Here is a 15,674-nt window from a genome sequence, read left to right on the forward strand (position 1 = left end):
GACCGCTCGCCGCGTTGTCTATCCGTATCGATAGCGGGCGCTCGCCTTGCCTGGGCAAGGAAACCTGCAGACTGCCAGAGGAATGGAGCCTTCCTGCATGACGGAGCTGAATACCGCGAAGACCCATCGCACCACCAGCTGGTCCGCAATCTGGGTACTTCCCTTGATAGCCCTGTTGATTGGTGGCTGGTTGGCCTATCGCGCCTACAACCAAGCCGGCATCGAGGTTGAGATCTTCTTTCCCTCGGGCGACGGCATTCAGGTCAACAAGACCGAAGTCATCTACAAGGGCATGTCCATCGGTAAGGTTGTGGGCATGGAGCTGGATGACGAAGGCGATAATCGTGGCGTGCGCGTTACGGTGGAGATGGACAAGCGCGTCGAGCCGCACCTGCGTACAAATACCCGTTTCTGGCTGGTGAAGCCCTCGGTTTCTCTCGCCGGCATCACTGGCCTAGAGACTCTGGTCTCGGGCAATTACATCTCGGTCAGCCCTGGCAAGGGCGAGAAGACGCGCAAGTTCGTCGCGCTGACGTCCCAACCGCCGATGTCGGACACCGTGCCTGGCCTGCATCTCACCCTGAAGGCCGACCGGCTGGCCTCCATCAAACGTGATAGCCCGATCTTCTACAGGCAGATCCAGGTTGGTCGGGTCAAGGACTACCGATTGGCTGACGACCAGACCACCATCGAGATTCAGATCTTCATCCAGCCCGAGTTTGCCGGCTTGGTGCGCAAGCACACGCGCTTCTGGAACGCGAGCGGGGTCACCATCGATGCGGGGCTCTCGGGCGTCAAGGTTCGCACCGAATCCCTGGCGAGTATCGTTGCAGGCGGTATCGCCTTCTCAACGCCGGAGCATCGCAAGGACAGTCCGCCCACCGATCCCGCGTTCCCCTTCCGCCTTTATGAGGATTTCGATGCCGCCCAGGCCGGAATCAAGGTCACCCTGAAGCTGCAGGACTTCGAGGGCGTCGAAGCGGGCCGCACTCCGGTGATGTACAAGGGCATCCAACTGGGTACGGTGAAGGCGATCAAGATCGACGCTGACCTCGCCTCGGCATCCGTCGACATGACGCTCGATCCCCGTACCGAGGATTACCTGACCGAAGGTGCCGAGTTCTGGATGGTCAAGCCATCCATTTCGCTGGCCGGCATCACTGGTCTCGAGGCACTGGTGAAGGGCAACTACCTTGCGCTACGCCCCGGCGAAAAGGGCAAGGCACCAGTGCGGGATTTCGTCGCCCGCGCCAAGGCGCCGCCGCTGGACATCAACGCTCCCGGCCTGCATCTGGTGTTGTTCTCCGAGAATCTAGGTTCGCTGGAGGTTGGCAGCCCGATCCTCTATCGCCAGGTCAAGGTCGGCACCATTCAGAGCTTCCAGCTTTCCCGTGATCGCAAGCGCGTGGTGCTGGGTGCCCATATCGAGCCGATATACGCCAGCCTGGTGAACAGCTCCACGCGCTTCTGGAACTCTAGCGGCGTCACCCTGCGGGGTGGACTGTCGACCGGTATCGAGGTGAAGAGCGAGTCGCTGCAGAGCCTGCTGGCCGGCGGCGTGACGTTCGAGACACCGGACATGAAGGCGCCGGTCAACCGCAAGATCCAGCGCTTCACCCTGCACACCGATCGGGAGGAGGCGCTCAAGGAAGGCGTGGCCATCAAGATCAAGGTGCCGACCGGCGACGGAATCAACCCGGGCACGCCGATTCGCTACAAGGGCATCGAGGTAGGCAAGGTCGAGACCGTCGAGCTCACCGATGATCTGCAGGCGGTGCTGCTCAATGCGCGTATCACCGAGGCCGCCGGCCGTATCGCCAGCGCGGGCAGCTCTTTCTGGGTGGTAAAACCGGAGCTCGGCCTGGTGCGCACCGCTAATCTGGAAACCCTGGTCAGCGGTCAGTACCTGGAGGTGTCGCCCGCGGCCAAGACTGGCAAGCCGCAACATTACTTCGAAGTGCTGGAGCAGGCACCCACCGTGGCCGCGCGGGAAAACGGGTTGCGCCTGGTGCTGAGTGCGGCGCGGCGCGGTTCGATCAAGCCCGGAGTGGTCGTCAGCTACCGGGAAATACCGGTGGGCAAGGTGACCGACTTCGAGCTTGGACCGACCTCCGACCGTGTGCTGATCCACGTGCTGATCGAGCCGCGCTACGCGCCCCTGGTACGCAGCGGCTCGCGCTTCTGGAACGCCAGCGGCATCGGCGTCGACGCCGGCCTGTTCAAGGGCGTGAAGGTGCGCACCGAGTCGCTGGAGGCGCTGCTGGAAGGTGGCATCGCCTTCGCCACCCCGGACAATCCGGTCATGGGCGGTCCGGCCCAGCCCGGACAGACGTTCGCCCTCTATGACGAGATCAATGAGGAGTGGCTGAACTGGGCGCCGAAGATCCGTCTGGAGAAGTAGGCGGATTCAGCTTGGTTTAAGTCGGCCTGGCTATCGTGGTCTCCGTCGAAACCCATTACTCCCGACGGAGAACACAGATGAACAAGCTGACTGCCCTTTTCGCCATCACCACTCTCGCCGCCACCGCCGGTATCGCCCAGGCCCGTGACCTCGGTCCCGACGAGGCCCTCAAGCTGCGCGACGCCGGAACCGTGCAGAGCTTCGAGAAGCTCAACGCCGCCGCCCTGGCCAAGCATCAGGGCGGCCAGGTCACCGAGACCGAGCTGGAGGAAGAATACGGCCGCTACATCTACCAGGTAGAGGTGCGTGACGCCCAGGGCGTGAAGTGGGACATGGAGCTGGACGCTACCAATGGCCAGATCCTCAAGGACCACCAGGACGACTAAGATCGGCAGCGCCGCTCACCTACCCTAAGCTGCGCATTCTCGGCAGGCTCCGCCTGCAAGACCTTCGCCAGAACGTTTCTTCCTGCTAAGAAAAAGGGCCGCATCAGCGGCGCTTTTCGTTTGCGCGGAAGAATCAGGCCGGCTCGGCCTGCTCCTCGGTCGCCTTGGCGGTTTCGCGACGCCTGATGAACTTCCAGTCGGCTTCGTCGATGTAGATGCCGTTCGGCCCGCTGCCGCCTTCCAGGTCGATGGCCACGTGGGCCGAGACCTGTGGCTTAACCGACGCCAGGATCGGCACGAAGCCCAGCTGCAGGCTGGTCTCGATCAGCGCCTGCTGGTTGCGCTCGTCGATGTCCGCCGCCTCGTCGAGGTAGTAGGGCAGGCGTACCTTGCCGGCCTGCTCGCGATCCATCAGGTGCAGCAGCAGGTACATGTTGGTCAGCGCCTTGATGGTCATGGTGGTGCCGTTGGAAGCGGCGCCATCGATGTCGGTGTGCATCACCGGCTGACCGCCCACCTTGGTGATCTCGAAGGCCAGCTCGAACAGATCCTTGAGGCCCAGCTGGTTGCCATTGGCCGCCACCAGGCGCGACAGGTAGTCCTTGGCCTCCTCGTTCTTCGCGTCCTGCTCGGCGCTCTGCGAGAGATCGAACACCGACAGGGTCTCGCCTTCCTCGTACTGGCCGGCGCTGTGGATGATCTGGTCGATGTGCTTGAGCGCGTCGCGGTTGGGCGCCAGGACGATGCGGAAGCTCTCCAGGTTGGACACCTGGCGCTTGTTGATCTCGCGGTTGAACAGCGCCAGCTGGTGTTCCAGGTTGTCGTAGTCGCTGCGGATATTGCGCAGGGTACGGGCGATGTCGGTGACGGCCGCACGGCGCGCCTTGGCCAGGGTCAGTGCTTCGTCCTGGCGGTGTGCATAGGCGTTGACCAGCAGCTGCAGGCGGCGCTCCGGGTCGTCCTCGCTGTCGAACTTGGCCACGCCCTTGAGGCGCACCTGCGCATACAGTGCGTCGATCTGGCCATCGATACGCTGCAGTGCCTGCCAGCTGTCCTGGTAGTCGTTGAGCAGCGGCAGCAGGTTCTCCAGGCTGTCGTCGACAGGCTCCATGAACGGCGTGCCGAAGGGCAGATCGGCCGGCAGCAGCTGGCGACGACGCAGGGCGTCTTCCAGGGTGCGCTCCTTGGCTTCCAGGTCGGCCAGTTGGCGACCGACCAGCTGCAGCTTGGCGGACAGCTGCTGCACGCGCTCGGTGAAGGCATCCGATGCGCGCTTCAGTTCGTCCTGGGCGGCTTCGGCCTCGGCCAGCTGCTCCAGTTTGCTCGGCTCCTCGGCGGCCAGGGTCTGGCTCTTGCGGAAGTCTTCCAGGGCCTTCTGCGCATCCAGCACGGCCTGGTACAGCTGTTCGGCCTGGGCCTTGCTCGCCGCGCGGTCGTTGGCCACCGCCTGCTGGGTCTTGAGTTGCTTGAGCTCGCGCTCCAGGCGGTCCTTCTGGTCGCGCAGGGCGGCGCGGTCGGCCAGGGCCTGCAGGGCCGGCGGTTCGATATGCGAGAGGTCGATGGACAGGCCGGGCACGGCGAAGGTGTCGCCCTTGAAGCGATCCAGCACCGCCTCGACGGCCTTGACCCAGTCGTCGCCCTCGGCCTGGATGCCTTTCTCACCCAGCGGCAGGCTGAACAGCTGGCCGTTGAATAGGCGCATCAGGCGGTCCACGTCGGCCTGGCTGAACTCCTCGCGCAGGCGCGAGTAGCTGTTGTTGTCGGCGTGGTCGAGCTGCTGCTTGACCGACTTCAGGCGTTTCTCCAGGTCGCGCAGGCGCTCGTCCAGGTCCTCGGCGGAGAATTGGCGAGATTGCGCCAAGGCGCCGGCCAGTTCGTCGTGGGCGTCCTTCGCAGCGAGCAGTTGCTCTTCCAGCACCTTGGCGTCGGTGACCAGGGCGAAGCGGTTCTTCAGCACCGACAGCTCGCCGAGCCAGCGCTGGATTTCGCTGATCTCGCGCTCCAGGCGCATCAGCTCGGCGGTGCCGCCGCGCTGCTCGTTCTGCAGGCCGTCCTGCTCACGGCGGTAATGCTCGGCCTGGATCACCAACTCCTCCTTGCGCGCGCCGGAGTAGTCCTGCCAGGCGCCGAGCAGGTTATCCAGCAGCGGCGACAGGCGATGCAGCTTGCCGCGCAGCAGCTCGCGCTGGGCCACGCCGCCGGACAGGGCCTCGACCAAGGGGCCGGCGGCGACCAGTGCCTGGTAGTCCTGCTCCATGCGGCGCACGTCGCGGAAGGCTTCCTCGGTGGCGGCGATATAGTCGACGCTGCCCGAACGCAGGCTGTGTTCGAAGGCATCGAGGAACAGCTGCTTCAACTTGGCCGCGGTGATCTCGCGCATGTGCAGCAGGTTGATGAACAGCGCGCGGAAGGTCTTCAGGCTCTGCTCGCTGGTGGAGCGCAGCGGGATCAGGGTCAGGTCCAGCGGGATGCTGGTGTGGCCGCCGACCAGCAGGCGGCGCAGTTCCTCGGGCTTCAGCTCATAGGCGACGATGCCGGCCTGGCCGAGGTTCTTGAATAGCTCGCGCTGGCGCAGGCAGGTGCCGTCCTGCTGGTAGTGGGCCAGGTCCAGCTCGCCCTGGTAGGCGAAGAACTGGTGACCGAAGCCGCCACCCGGGCCGCGACCGGCCACGCCGATCACGTGTGGGCCGTGAGGCAGGGCGACCTCGACCAGGATGTAGCTGGTGTCGCTGGCGAAGTAGAACTTGCGCGACTGCTCCAGGCTGTACTTGCCGAAGCTCATATCCGACATGCGCGCGAGGATCGGGAACTGCAGCGCGTTGATCGACGCCGACTTGCCCAGGTTGTTGGCGCCGTACACCGACAGCGGGTTCTCCAGCGGGAAGATGCCGAGGCTGTAGCCGGCGGTATTCAGCAGGGCGAAGCGGCGAATGCCGTAGCGTTCCTGGCTCATGCGTCGATCTCCTGGGCGTCACGTTCCTCGGCCATGGCGCGGGCCAGGGCCTCTTCCTCGGATTCCTCCGATTCCTCGGTAACGGCGGGCAGCGGCTCGATACGCACGATGTCTTCTTCGGCCTCGTCGACCACCAGCTCCGGCGTCGGCAGCGGCAGGTTGCTGTGCAGGCTGGCCGCCAGGTCGCGGTCCTGCTGCACCGACAGGCACACGTCGAGGAAGCGATGCATCGGCGCGAGGAAGCGGTACACGCCGTTCTCCTCGCTGGCGAAGCCGAGCTGGGTCATACGGCGCATGATCTTCTCTTCCAGCTCGTCCTGGCTGGTGACCTCGGCCTGCAGGAACAGGTCCTTGTACTTCTCCAGCAGCGGCGGCAACTCGTCGCGGCCGAGGCTGCCACCGTCGAGCACGGCCAGCGGGTCGCGGCCCTGGTCGGCCAGGTGCTCGACCAGGATGAAGGTGAACAGCGCCAGGCGCTGGGCGGTCTTGTTGACCTGGGCGCCCATCTGCTCGGGGACGAAGTAGTAGAAGCCGCGGCTGTCGCAGACCAGCTCGTATCCCAGCGAGCGGAACAGCGCGCGGTACTGGTCCTGCAGGTTGGACAGCTGGGTGTACAGCTCGGGGGCGGCGCGGCTGATGTGGTAGCCCTTGAACAGCTCGCGGAAGATCGGCGCGAGCTGGGTCAGTTCTTTCAGATCGATATTCATGCGGAGATCCCGGCCGGCTTGATCAGGGCATAGGAGCTCAGGCTGACCTGATGCTCGCGGGTGAGGTAGTCGCGGCGCTCGAGGCGCTCGCGCTGGAAGCGGCCGTCGCGCGACAGCCGCGAGAACCAGTAGAGAAGCTCGTCGGTGGCGCCTTCCGGCTCCTGTTCCAGCAGCCAGACCATCAGGTCCGGCAGCGGCAGGGCCTGCTCGCAGCGCTCGATCATCTCGCGCGCGGTGCGTGGCGCCTTGGGCGGTGCGCCCTTGCGCGCGCCACTGGCCCGCGGGAACTGGTTGGGCTTGGGCTGGAAGCGGGCGAGGGCGTAGACGTAGCTCTCGACCTGGCTGGCGGTGCCGAGGAAGGTGCTCTGCGGCCGGGTGAACAGCGGCATCGAGGCCTGCGGCAGGGCGTCCAAGCCCTTCTTGCGGATCACCGACAGGGCCAGCGCGGCGCCACGGGTCACGGCGTTGTGCCGGCGCGCTTCCTCGCGCAGTGGCAGCAGCAACTCGCGGGCCTTGCGCAGGGTCAGCTGGGCGACGGTCTGCATCTCCAGGATGCGCGCGTGGGTGCGCAGCAGCAGGTCGTCGTCGACCAGTTGGCCGAGGCGTTGCTGCTCGCCGAGCAGGCGCAGCAGCACCTGCTCGACGCGGCGTACGCCCTGCTCGAAGGCGCCGTCGGCGGAGACCAGCTGGATCATCGGCTCGACGTATTCGTCCCAGGTCGCCAGCACTTCGGCGTAGCGCTGGCGCAGCGGAATCTGGCGGTCGCTGGTCTTGGCCCGCTCGGCCACGCCGACCAGGGCCTGCTCGTCGTTGGCCAGCTTCTTCAGCACGTCGCGCACACGCATGTCGAGCAGGCGCAGCTGGCGCGCCAGGTCGTTGCCGTCGCGCACTTCGAAGGCGTCCTGGATATAGCCGGCCAGGCGCTCCAGGTGGCGCAGGTAGGCCTCGATCTCCAGGCACAGGCCGAGGCGGTGTTCACGGCGCAGGTAGGCGAGGAAATCGTGGATCTGCGCGTTCAGCTCGAAGCGGTTGGGGCTCTTGGCCACCGGCACCAGGATGTCCAGGCGGATCCACTGGTCGAGCAGGGCGGTGATGTCGGCGGGGCTGCCTTCGGGCAGTTGCGTGCCGAGCTGGTTGCGCAGCTCGACCAGGCTCAGGGTGCCGGTGTCGAAGCGCTCGCACAGCGGTTCGAGCAGCGTCCAGTGCTCGGCGAGGGCGCGCAACACGCGCTTGGGGTCGATCATGGGCGGGGTCGGTCCGTCGCAAAAGGCCGGATTGTACTGGAAAGGGCTGGAGATGGCCGCCACGTCCATCGGCCTTTTCCCGCCGGCCGATTCGGGCCACAATTCGCCCTCGATTCCCGCCTCCGGAATGCCCCTCTTGATCGAAGAAGTCCGTCGCCGCGCCTATCTGACCGCCATGCAGGTGGCCAGCTGGTTGCCGCGCGTGGAGCTGCCGTTCGCCGCGCCCTCGCGCGCCGAGCTGCTGCAGCCTCTGCCCGAGCCGGAGGTGGACACCGCGCCCAGCGCGCCGACGCCGATCGCGGAGCCGCGCCCCGTGGCCGAGCCGCAGCGCCCGGCCATCGAGGTGCCGCGTCCCACTGCGGCGGCCAAGGTCTTCGCCAAGCCGGACGCCAAGCCCGAGCCGGAACCGGCGCCGGTCGTCGAGGCCAAGCCGGTAGCGCCGCCACCGCGCTTCGCCCTGCAGCTGCTGCGTGCCGGCGACTGCGCGTTGCTGGTCGAGCTGGCCACTGGCGAGCCGTTCCAGAGCCGCGACCCTTCCTACCTGCTGCTCAAGGACCTGCTGCGCGCCGCCGGCCTGCCGGACGCCCCGCAGCAGGTCGGCGACGGTTCGCCCATCCGCTGGCCGCTGCTCACCCGCGGCAACCTGGACCAGGGCCCGGACGCCGCCCGCGACTACGTGCAGGGCGTGCTGGCCGGCCAGCTGGAGGCCGAGCCCTGCCGCTGCCTGTGGCTGATCGGCCTGCCCGCCGTGCGCTTCGCCGGCGAGGCGGATGCCGAGGCCTACAACCGCGAGCTGCAGGTCGAGGGCCTGGGCGCCGCCTGGGCGCTGCCGAGCCTGGAGCTGCTGATGGACGAGCCCGAGCGCAAGGCCGAGCTGTGGCGCGCCATGCGCCGGGTGATGCCGCGCTGGAAGCCAGGCGCATGAGCGGCGCCATCAGCTTCCGCCCGATGACCGAGGCGGACCTCGACCGCGTGGTGCAGATCGAGAACGCCGCCTTCAGCCATCCCTGGAGCCGCAACCTGTTCGCCGACGGCCTCAAGTCCTACGACTGCTGGCTGATGTTCGAGGGCGAGGAGCAGGTTGGCCACGGCATCATCCAGGTGATCCTCGACGAGGCGCACCTGCTCAACATCACCGTGCGCCCGCAGAGCCAGGGCAAGGGCCTGGGGCTGTTGCTGCTCGAGCACCTGATGCGCCGCGCCATGGCACTCAAGGCCGGCGAATGCTTCCTCGAGGTGCGCGCCAGCAACCAGGGCGCCTACCGCCTGTACGAGCGCTACGGCTTCAACGAGATCGGCCGGCGCCGCGACTACTATCCCGCCGCCGGTGGGCGCGAGGACGCGCTGGTGATGGCCTGCACGCTGATCGACTGATCGCCGCGGCCCGTTCCTCACTACCCATCGCATCGGCCGCCGCGCTTGTCATTCCGGGCATCGCTCCGTAAGGTGCCGCGACCCGGAGGATGAGCATGAGCGACCCGCAGCAGCCGATCACGACGCCCGCCCGAGAAGGCCGCGGCCTCAGCCGCGCCGCGCTTCTGGCCTGGCTGGGCCTGGCCCTTGCGAGCCTGTTCTGGGCCGGCAACGCGCTAGTGGCGCGCGCCTTCACCGGCGAGATCCCTCCGCTCTCCCTAGCCTTCTGGCGCTGGGCCATGGCCTTGGCGATTCTCCTGCCGCTGGTTGGCCCCTCGCTCTGGCAGCATCGCCACACCCTGCGCAACGCCGGCTGGCGCCTGTGGCTGCTCGCCCTGCTCGCCATCACCTTCTATAACGCGCTGCTCTACACGGCGGCCGGCAGCACGGCGGCGATCAACATCAGCCTGGTCAGCACCTGCCTGCCGCTGGCCGCCTTCATCGGTGCCGGCCTGCTGCTCGGCGAATGGCCAGCGCGGCGCGCCTGGGTCGGACTAGTGCTGGCCCTGTTCGGCCTGCTCTGGCTGATCGCCCAGGGCGACTGGCAGGTGCTGGCCAGCCTGTCCTTCGCCCGCGGCGACCTGGTGATGGTGCTGGCGACGCTCGACTGGGCCCTGTATTCCCTGCTGCTGCGCCGCTGGAGCGCGCACCTGCAGGTGCCGCCGTTCACCCTGCTCGGCGCCCTGGTGCTGCTCGGCCTGTTGATGCTCACGCCGCTCTATGCCTGGGAACTCTGGCAGGGCGCACGCTTCGAGCCCAGCCTGCCCAACCTCGCCGCCATCGGCTACACCGCGCTGTTCGCCTCGGTCCTCGCATACCAGCTATGGAACATCGGCCTGCGCGAACTGGGCCCCTCGCGCACCGCCATGAGCAACTACCTGATGCCGGTCTTCACCGCCATCCTCGGTTGGGTATTGCTGGGGGAAAGCCTGCAGACCTATCACTGGGTAGGCGGCGCGCTGATCGTCAGCGGCCTGCTGCTGGCGGGGCGCGGCCAGGGGAGCTAGACGCTCAAGGCGTGGTGATCTGCAGCCCGCTCAGGGCCAGCTTGACGAACAACCACCAGCCAGCGGCGCTCAACACGCCCAGTACCGAATAGCCGACCACGATGCCCAGTGCGATCTGCTTCCACAGCCCGGCATAGTTCTGGCTGGGCGTACTGGCGCGTTGCAGCGGCACGTCGCGCTCGGCGCGGATGTTCTCGAAGTTGTCTCGCATGGCCGGCTCCTGTGGAGTGACGCTTCGAATTGTTTTAGATGCCCAGTAAGACAAAGGGCTAGCTTTCGCTAACCCTTATTTTTGTATGGTGGCTGCACCGGGAATTGAACCTAGGGCGTCAGCATTATGAATCACCTGCTTAGCGCCCGGCTAGACCAGAAGGGCCCATAGCTCGGGCCTTTCCGCCACCTTCCGACCCCGCTGCACCAGAGCTTTCCACGGAAAAGTGTGGATGTAGTCACATTGTCGTTTACGGCGCCTTCTTCAAACGTTAGTTTTATGCAGCCTGCCGCACGCCTGTGTGCACAGATTAAAGGATTAATGGAGGGGAAGTAGTGAGCTATCTGTTTGAGCAGTTAGGGGATGAGCGCTTTCAGAAGTTATGTCAGGCTTTAATTGTTTCACTTTATCCTGATGCTCAGTGCTTTCCAGTGGGACAGCCGGATGGCGGGCGAGATGGTCAAGTGCGTACTAAGGGTGCACAAACATCTGATGCGATAATTTTTCAGGTTAAATATTCTAAGGATCCGTTCTCAAAGACATCTCGTGAAGTAATTGAAGGTCTTATCAGTACTGAAAGGGAAAAGGTTAATAAGCTGGTTGCAAAAGGTGCTAGCGCCTACCATTTGATGACTAACGTGGCTGGCACCTCTCACCTTGAGTGTGGGTCTATAGATGTCGTAAATAAAGAGCTTTCTGAAGCGTTCGGTATAGATGTTTATTGCTGGTGGAGGGATGACCTAGACCGAAGAATAGATAATTTCTCTGAAATTAAGTGGAGTTATCCAGAAATTCTTAAAGCTACCGATCTTTTAGGGGCGCTTGTTGAGTCTAAAGAAGATCCTGATTCCGTGCGCAGAATGGATTCTCTTAGGTCGTATATGGCGCATCAGGCTAGATATGATTCGCAGTTGAAGTTTAAGCAAGTCGAGCTTGAAAGGGATATTGTTGATCTGTTTGTTGATGTTCCTGGATGCTTTTATCCGCCGGTTAATACTGAGCAAAAACATCTTCAGGAGTATGTCTCTCATGTTGTTGATGCATTTCCTGATGATGAAAATGAGGACAATTCTGGTTTTGAGAATGATCCGGAGGGTGTTGACGGGACTTTAGTATTCCCTTTGCATAGGCTAATGGTCTCTGCGGATGTATCTCAAAGGCTTAAGTGTGTAGTGGTTGAGGGTGCACCTGGGCAGGGGAAATCAACCGTCACACAGTATTTATGCCAGGTTAATAGGCTTTTGCTGTTGAATAAGGCTGCGGATATCAGGCGTGTGAGTCCGTTGCACATTCCATCTGATGTGAGAATCCCTTTTAGGGTTGACTTGAGAGATTATGCGAATTGGGTTTCAGGTAAGAATCCTTTTGCAGTTTCTGATGCGTCTCAGTCTGAGTGGCTGCCTGATGCTCCTGTTCTAGAGGGTTTTATCTCTTCGCAGATTAAGTACTGCACAGGGTCTAATTTTACTGTAGATGACTTTCTGGCTGTGGTTAAAGCTTCTCAGGTCCTTATTGTTTTAGATGGATTTGATGAGGTTGCAGATGTTGTCGTTAGAAATAGAATAGTTGATGAGATATCCTATGCCGCGGACAGAATATCTCAAAGTGCAATCTCTGCCCAGATCATTGTTACTAGCCGCCCCACTGCATTTGCTAACTCTCCCGGATTCTCTAAGGCGGAGTGGCAGCATTTAAAAATATTGCCGCTCTTTAAGAATGATATAAAGAAGTACGCCGTTAGATGGCTTGAAGGGCGCGGCGCTGATGCTAAGGAGTGTCAGGAGGTTCTTGGTCTTTTGGCTGAAAAATTAGGTCACTCTCATGTTAGGGATCTTGCGCGTAATCCCATGCAGTTGGCAATTTTGTTGGCTCTTATTTCAGTTCAGGGCGCTTCGTTGCCAGATAAGCGAACATCTCTTTATGATGACTATATAAAGATATTTCTGAATCGGGAAACAGAGAAGAGCTTGGTGGTGCGCGAGCATAGAGAATTGCTGGTGCAAATTCATCGGTACTTGGCGTGGGTTCTACAGTCTGAAGCTGAGGAGAAGTCTGAATCTGGCAATATTACTGAAACCAGATTGCGTGCTCTTCTGAGAGAGTTCTTGGATAGGGCGGGGCATCCAGCAGACCTTGTTGATTCGTTATTTTCCGGCATGGTTGAGCGGGTCGTTGTTTTGGTGTCTAGGGTTCAGGGAACTTTTGAGTTCGAGGTCCAGCCGCTTCGAGAGTACTTTGCTGCTCGCTATTTGTATGACACTGCACCTTATGCTCCAGCTGGGTCCTCAAAGAGAGGGGCGCTTCCGGAGCGTTTTGACGCCATTTCTCGTAATTTCTATTGGCTTAACGTATCTAGGTTTTACGCAGGCTGCTATAGCTCTGGGGAGCTTTCTTCGATTTTGGACGGTTTGGATGAGGTGGCGAACTCAAAGGATTTCAAAGATGTGGCTCATGCTGCACGGTTTGGAATCTTCCTTTTGAAAGATTATGTGTTTAGCCAAAGTCCACGTCTGGCGCAGAGGTTGCTGGATAAAATTATAGATAGCCACAGATTTCGTTTGTTGTTGGCGGATGGTTGGACCGAGCGTTCGGCGAATGAGCCAATACTTCTGCCAAATGAGTTGTTAAGAAATTCTTTGGTGCGTAAGTGTGTTGAAACTCTAGTGGCGGGAGTGGCCTTTGATGCTAGGTACGCCCTCGCGAGGATTATCAGTTTAAATTCTAGTAGTGAGCATGTTGATAAAATTTGGGTTGAGTTGTCAGAGTCCGGAATTTCTGATGATTCATTGTGTTCTATAGGTATTGGTCTTGGGGTTTTTGAACGTAGTGCAGATGAGGAGATTTTTGCTTTTGTAAGAAGGTTTGGGGCGTTTCTTCTAGTTCGAATGCTAACTTTTCAGCGTTATTCTCTGTTTGGTAATAAGGAGATGCTTAAGCTCTATGAGGAGCGTGCGCTCTCTCAAGGGGCTGGCTATTTTTATATCGGCAGAAGTAGAGTGGCAAAGGTTCCGTTTGTGGCAATTTTCTTCCATGTTTTAGATCATGTAGGAAGTGATTATTTTTGGGATGAATTTTCTGCAGATGAAGGCTTGTATCAGTTCAGTCAATATGGAGAGCTGGATTTTTATAATGTATATAAAGAATGCGTTGCTTCGGGAGGGGTTGTTGTTCCTGAGGATTTCGCGCAGCTGTGGGCGGTTTTAGAAAGCTTTATGGAGAGTCATGCGGGATCACAAGGTGCCGTTTTGGCTTTTTCTGCTCTTATGGATGAGGCTATTAAATGTTGGGGGCAGCGCTGGCTTCTGCTTAGCTCCTCTATTTGCTTTGCTCAGTCTACTGAGCTTGGCATGCCGCCGGCGGTTGATATAAATGATGTTTCAGTAAATCCCCTCGAGAGAGCCCGATATGCACGTGGCGCTTGGGAGGATTTAGAGTGGTGGCGCAGGCAGTTTTCGATTGTCTCTACATCTGATCTGGAGTGTAAAAGATTTCTTTGGGCCTGCGCTCAGAGATGGATGTCTACTTCTGTATTGGTGACGCTTTCCTCTGAGATTTCTGAGTTCTTGAAAGATATTCCAGTGTTTGAAGTGGTGGAGCCTCACTCCGTAATGCGACACTCCAAGGTTGCAGATGAGCTGGCTTTTGATTTTGGTGATTTTGATGTTAATGGGCTCTCTGAAACTATTATATGTGTTTTGCTTGTAAGGGCGAGGCCTGACTCTAGATATCGCCTTTGGGAAACGAAATTTGAAAGCTGTGACGGCTTAACACCCGACGTGCTTGAGCTTTCGGCAAATATTCTCTTAGAGCGGGCCGCGCTTGATGACGTTGACTGTTGGGAAAAAGCTTTGCTATTCACCAGGAGCGCATACGCTTTAGGTCGTGCCCCATCAATGCCGGAAGCATTAGGTGATAGACTCAAAGTGCCTATTTGCTACTCTCGTGAGGTATGTAGCTCGCCTTCCAGCTATCCCTTGGGGTTGGTTGCCTTGGCAGAGCGAGTTCTCAGTGCTGAGGCAGGAGCTAGTGTTAAACCGGTTGCTTCTATTGCTAGACAGGATGATTGGAGCTTTTTGGATGATTGAGATTTATATCTGAAAGCTATTTTACTTTTGCAAGGAGAGACTAGTGTCTCTCCTTTTCCCCTCGGGCGTACCAGCGCTTAGCTACCTTCTCTGTAATCGCTATCCCGCGTTCGGACTGCTCAAGTTTCGGTTTGCCTCGTCGAAGGCAAGGCTTGTCTGGTCCATCTCAGGAGCTACTTCCCCCCTGATCATCCACCAGCGATAGTGTGGGAGAGCCTGCTGAGTTCCTTTATCTCTATGGTGCTAATCCCGACTTCTTTGTTGTAGAGCACGGTTCTCCATCGGTTCGGCCCGTCGAGATCTGTATCCTCTGGCACACTTTGCCAGTCATTACCACGTGATGGCGGGTGGTGACATCCTAGGGCTGCAGCGATCCTAGGGCATTCCTCGATAGCAATGACCGTGCGCTATGCACACCTGTCTTCGGATCATCTGAGACGGCCTCTGTGATTGTCCCCACTTGTTCAATGTCGCCATACTGTGATCTCTCAGAACGCAGTGGGGCATCACATGGAAGGCAAGATCCCAGTACCGACAGATAACATCTTCAAGTTCTACGCCCTCTTTTCTCTGCTCATTTTTGTCTTCTGTTGGGGCACGCTCATATTCGTAAATCAGTCAACTAATAGGACTGTTTTTGCGTCTGTGATTGAGCTGCAAGAGTTGGAGTCGCTACAAGATCCGTCCCCGGTCGATGAGGCGAAAAGCGCGATATTGAAGCGTCAACTAGAGATTGCTAAGGCCGATAAACGCTTTTATGTGGCCCTGCTGGGTGCTCTTAGTGGCCTCTCAGTATTGGGTGGGTTCTACGGCTTTCGGCGATGGCATAGCGAGCTTCAGCCGCTCGTTGATGAAACGGCTCGGGTTCAGTTGGAAATAGCCAAGCTACAGTTGGCAAAGCTTCGTGCAGAGGTCGAGCGTAAGCAGTCGTAGGTCTACCGTAGGTAGGCACCACTGCTTTCGCATTCGAGGTAGAGGAGCGGGCTCGTAGACGGGATTTAGTCTGGGGCCAGAAACGACAAAGGGCTAGCTTTCGCTAACCCTTCGTTTTGTATGGTGGCTACACCGGGACTTGAACCTGGGACATCAGCATTATGAATGCTGCGCTCTAACCGACTGAGCTATGTAGCCGAGTGGCGCGCATTATTCTCTTGTCGGCTTGGGCTGTCAACCCCGTTTGGCGGACAAATTGATTCGTTATCAAGCGCTTAGGTGTGGCGGGGCGGGGGAGGAGTGGCGGGCGGGAGTGGAGGGGTTTGGGGCCCCC

11 protein-coding genes and 1 tRNA gene are annotated in these 15,674 nt (G+C 60.2%); 7 read left to right on the plus strand and 5 right to left on the minus strand.

The window, feature by feature from the left end; translation table 11 throughout:
- Positions 1 to 97 precede the first annotated feature (97 nt).
- Together NF616_RS15385 and NF616_RS15390 are read left to right on the plus strand one after the other, a co-directional pair.
- Positions 98 to 2,401, plus strand: a complete 2,304-nt coding sequence (locus tag NF616_RS15385) for a PqiB family protein (RefSeq protein ID WP_252274173.1) — start codon at positions 98 to 100, stop codon at positions 2,399 to 2,401.
- Between the two features lie 77 nt (positions 2,402 to 2,478).
- A complete protein-coding gene (locus tag NF616_RS15390; protein WP_252274174.1) occupies positions 2,479 to 2,787 on the plus strand; it encodes a PepSY domain-containing protein in 309 nt (102 codons plus the stop codon).
- A 133-nt stretch (positions 2,788 to 2,920) separates the two neighbouring features.
- Here the strand turns inward: NF616_RS15390 and mksF are convergent, their stop codons facing one another.
- Genes mksF through mksB form a run of 3 tightly spaced genes read right to left on the minus strand, consistent with a single transcriptional unit; the run spans position 2,921 to position 7,691 of the window.
- Positions 2,921 to 5,740, minus strand: coding sequence for an Mks condensin complex protein MksF (gene mksF / locus NF616_RS15395; RefSeq protein WP_252274175.1), 2,820 nt, complete (start codon positions 5,738 to 5,740; stop codon positions 2,921 to 2,923).
- Positions 5,737 to 6,447: an Mks condensin complex protein MksE gene (gene mksE / locus NF616_RS15400; RefSeq protein ID WP_252274176.1), complete on the minus strand. Its 711-nt coding sequence runs from the start codon at positions 6,445 to 6,447 to the stop codon at positions 5,737 to 5,739. The genes mksF and mksE overlap by 4 nt, the downstream gene beginning before the upstream one ends.
- The gene (gene mksB / locus NF616_RS15405) at positions 6,444 to 7,691 is read right to left on the minus strand and encodes an Mks condensin complex protein MksB (RefSeq protein WP_252274177.1); all 1,248 of its coding nucleotides are present in this window, start codon (positions 7,689 to 7,691) and stop codon (positions 6,444 to 6,446) included. The genes mksE and mksB overlap by 4 nt, the downstream gene beginning before the upstream one ends.
- 136 nt (positions 7,692 to 7,827) lie before the next feature.
- Between mksB and NF616_RS15410 the strand changes: the two genes are divergently transcribed.
- The 3 genes from NF616_RS15410 to NF616_RS15420 all read left to right on the plus strand — a co-directional run bounded on the left by NF616_RS15410 (position 7,828) and on the right by NF616_RS15420 (position 10,111).
- Positions 7,828 to 8,616 (plus strand): energy transducer TonB, encoded by a 789-nt coding sequence (locus tag NF616_RS15410; RefSeq protein ID WP_252274178.1) that lies wholly within the window; start codon positions 7,828 to 7,830, stop codon positions 8,614 to 8,616.
- Entirely contained in the window at positions 8,613 to 9,065 is a 453-nt protein-coding gene (gene rimI, locus NF616_RS15415) for a ribosomal protein S18-alanine N-acetyltransferase (protein WP_252274179.1), read from the plus strand. Before NF616_RS15410 ends, rimI begins: the two co-directional genes overlap by 4 nt.
- A 95-nt stretch (positions 9,066 to 9,160) precedes the next feature.
- Positions 9,161 to 10,111, plus strand: coding sequence for a DMT family transporter (locus NF616_RS15420; RefSeq protein WP_252274180.1), 951 nt, complete (start codon positions 9,161 to 9,163; stop codon positions 10,109 to 10,111).
- A gap of 4 nt (positions 10,112 to 10,115) precedes the next feature.
- Here the strand turns inward: NF616_RS15420 and NF616_RS15425 are convergent, their stop codons facing one another.
- Positions 10,116 to 10,322 carry a hypothetical protein gene (locus NF616_RS15425; RefSeq protein WP_252274181.1) on the minus strand — a complete coding sequence of 69 codons (207 nt, stop codon included), beginning with the start codon at positions 10,320 to 10,322 and terminating at the stop codon, positions 10,116 to 10,118.
- Between the two features lie 335 nt (positions 10,323 to 10,657).
- Here NF616_RS15425 and NF616_RS15430 point away from each other — a divergent pair, with 335 nt between their 5' ends.
- Together NF616_RS15430 and NF616_RS15435 are read left to right on the plus strand one after the other, a co-directional pair.
- On the plus strand, positions 10,658 to 14,407 hold the full coding sequence (locus NF616_RS15430; protein ID WP_252274182.1) for an NACHT domain-containing protein: 3,750 nt from the start codon (positions 10,658 to 10,660) through the stop codon (positions 14,405 to 14,407).
- Between the two features lie 510 nt (positions 14,408 to 14,917).
- Positions 14,918 to 15,340, plus strand: coding sequence for a hypothetical protein (locus NF616_RS15435; RefSeq protein WP_252274183.1), 423 nt, complete (start codon positions 14,918 to 14,920; stop codon positions 15,338 to 15,340).
- A gap of 121 nt (positions 15,341 to 15,461) precedes the next feature.
- Here NF616_RS15435 and NF616_RS15440 read toward each other — a convergent pair.
- Positions 15,462 to 15,538 (minus strand) — tRNA-Met (locus NF616_RS15440).
- Between the last annotated feature and the right edge of the window lie 136 nt (positions 15,539 to 15,674).

This window comes from Pseudomonas subflava (genome assembly GCF_023823685.1).
Lineage (GTDB): Bacteria > Pseudomonadota > Gammaproteobacteria > Pseudomonadales > Pseudomonadaceae > Aquipseudomonas > Aquipseudomonas subflava.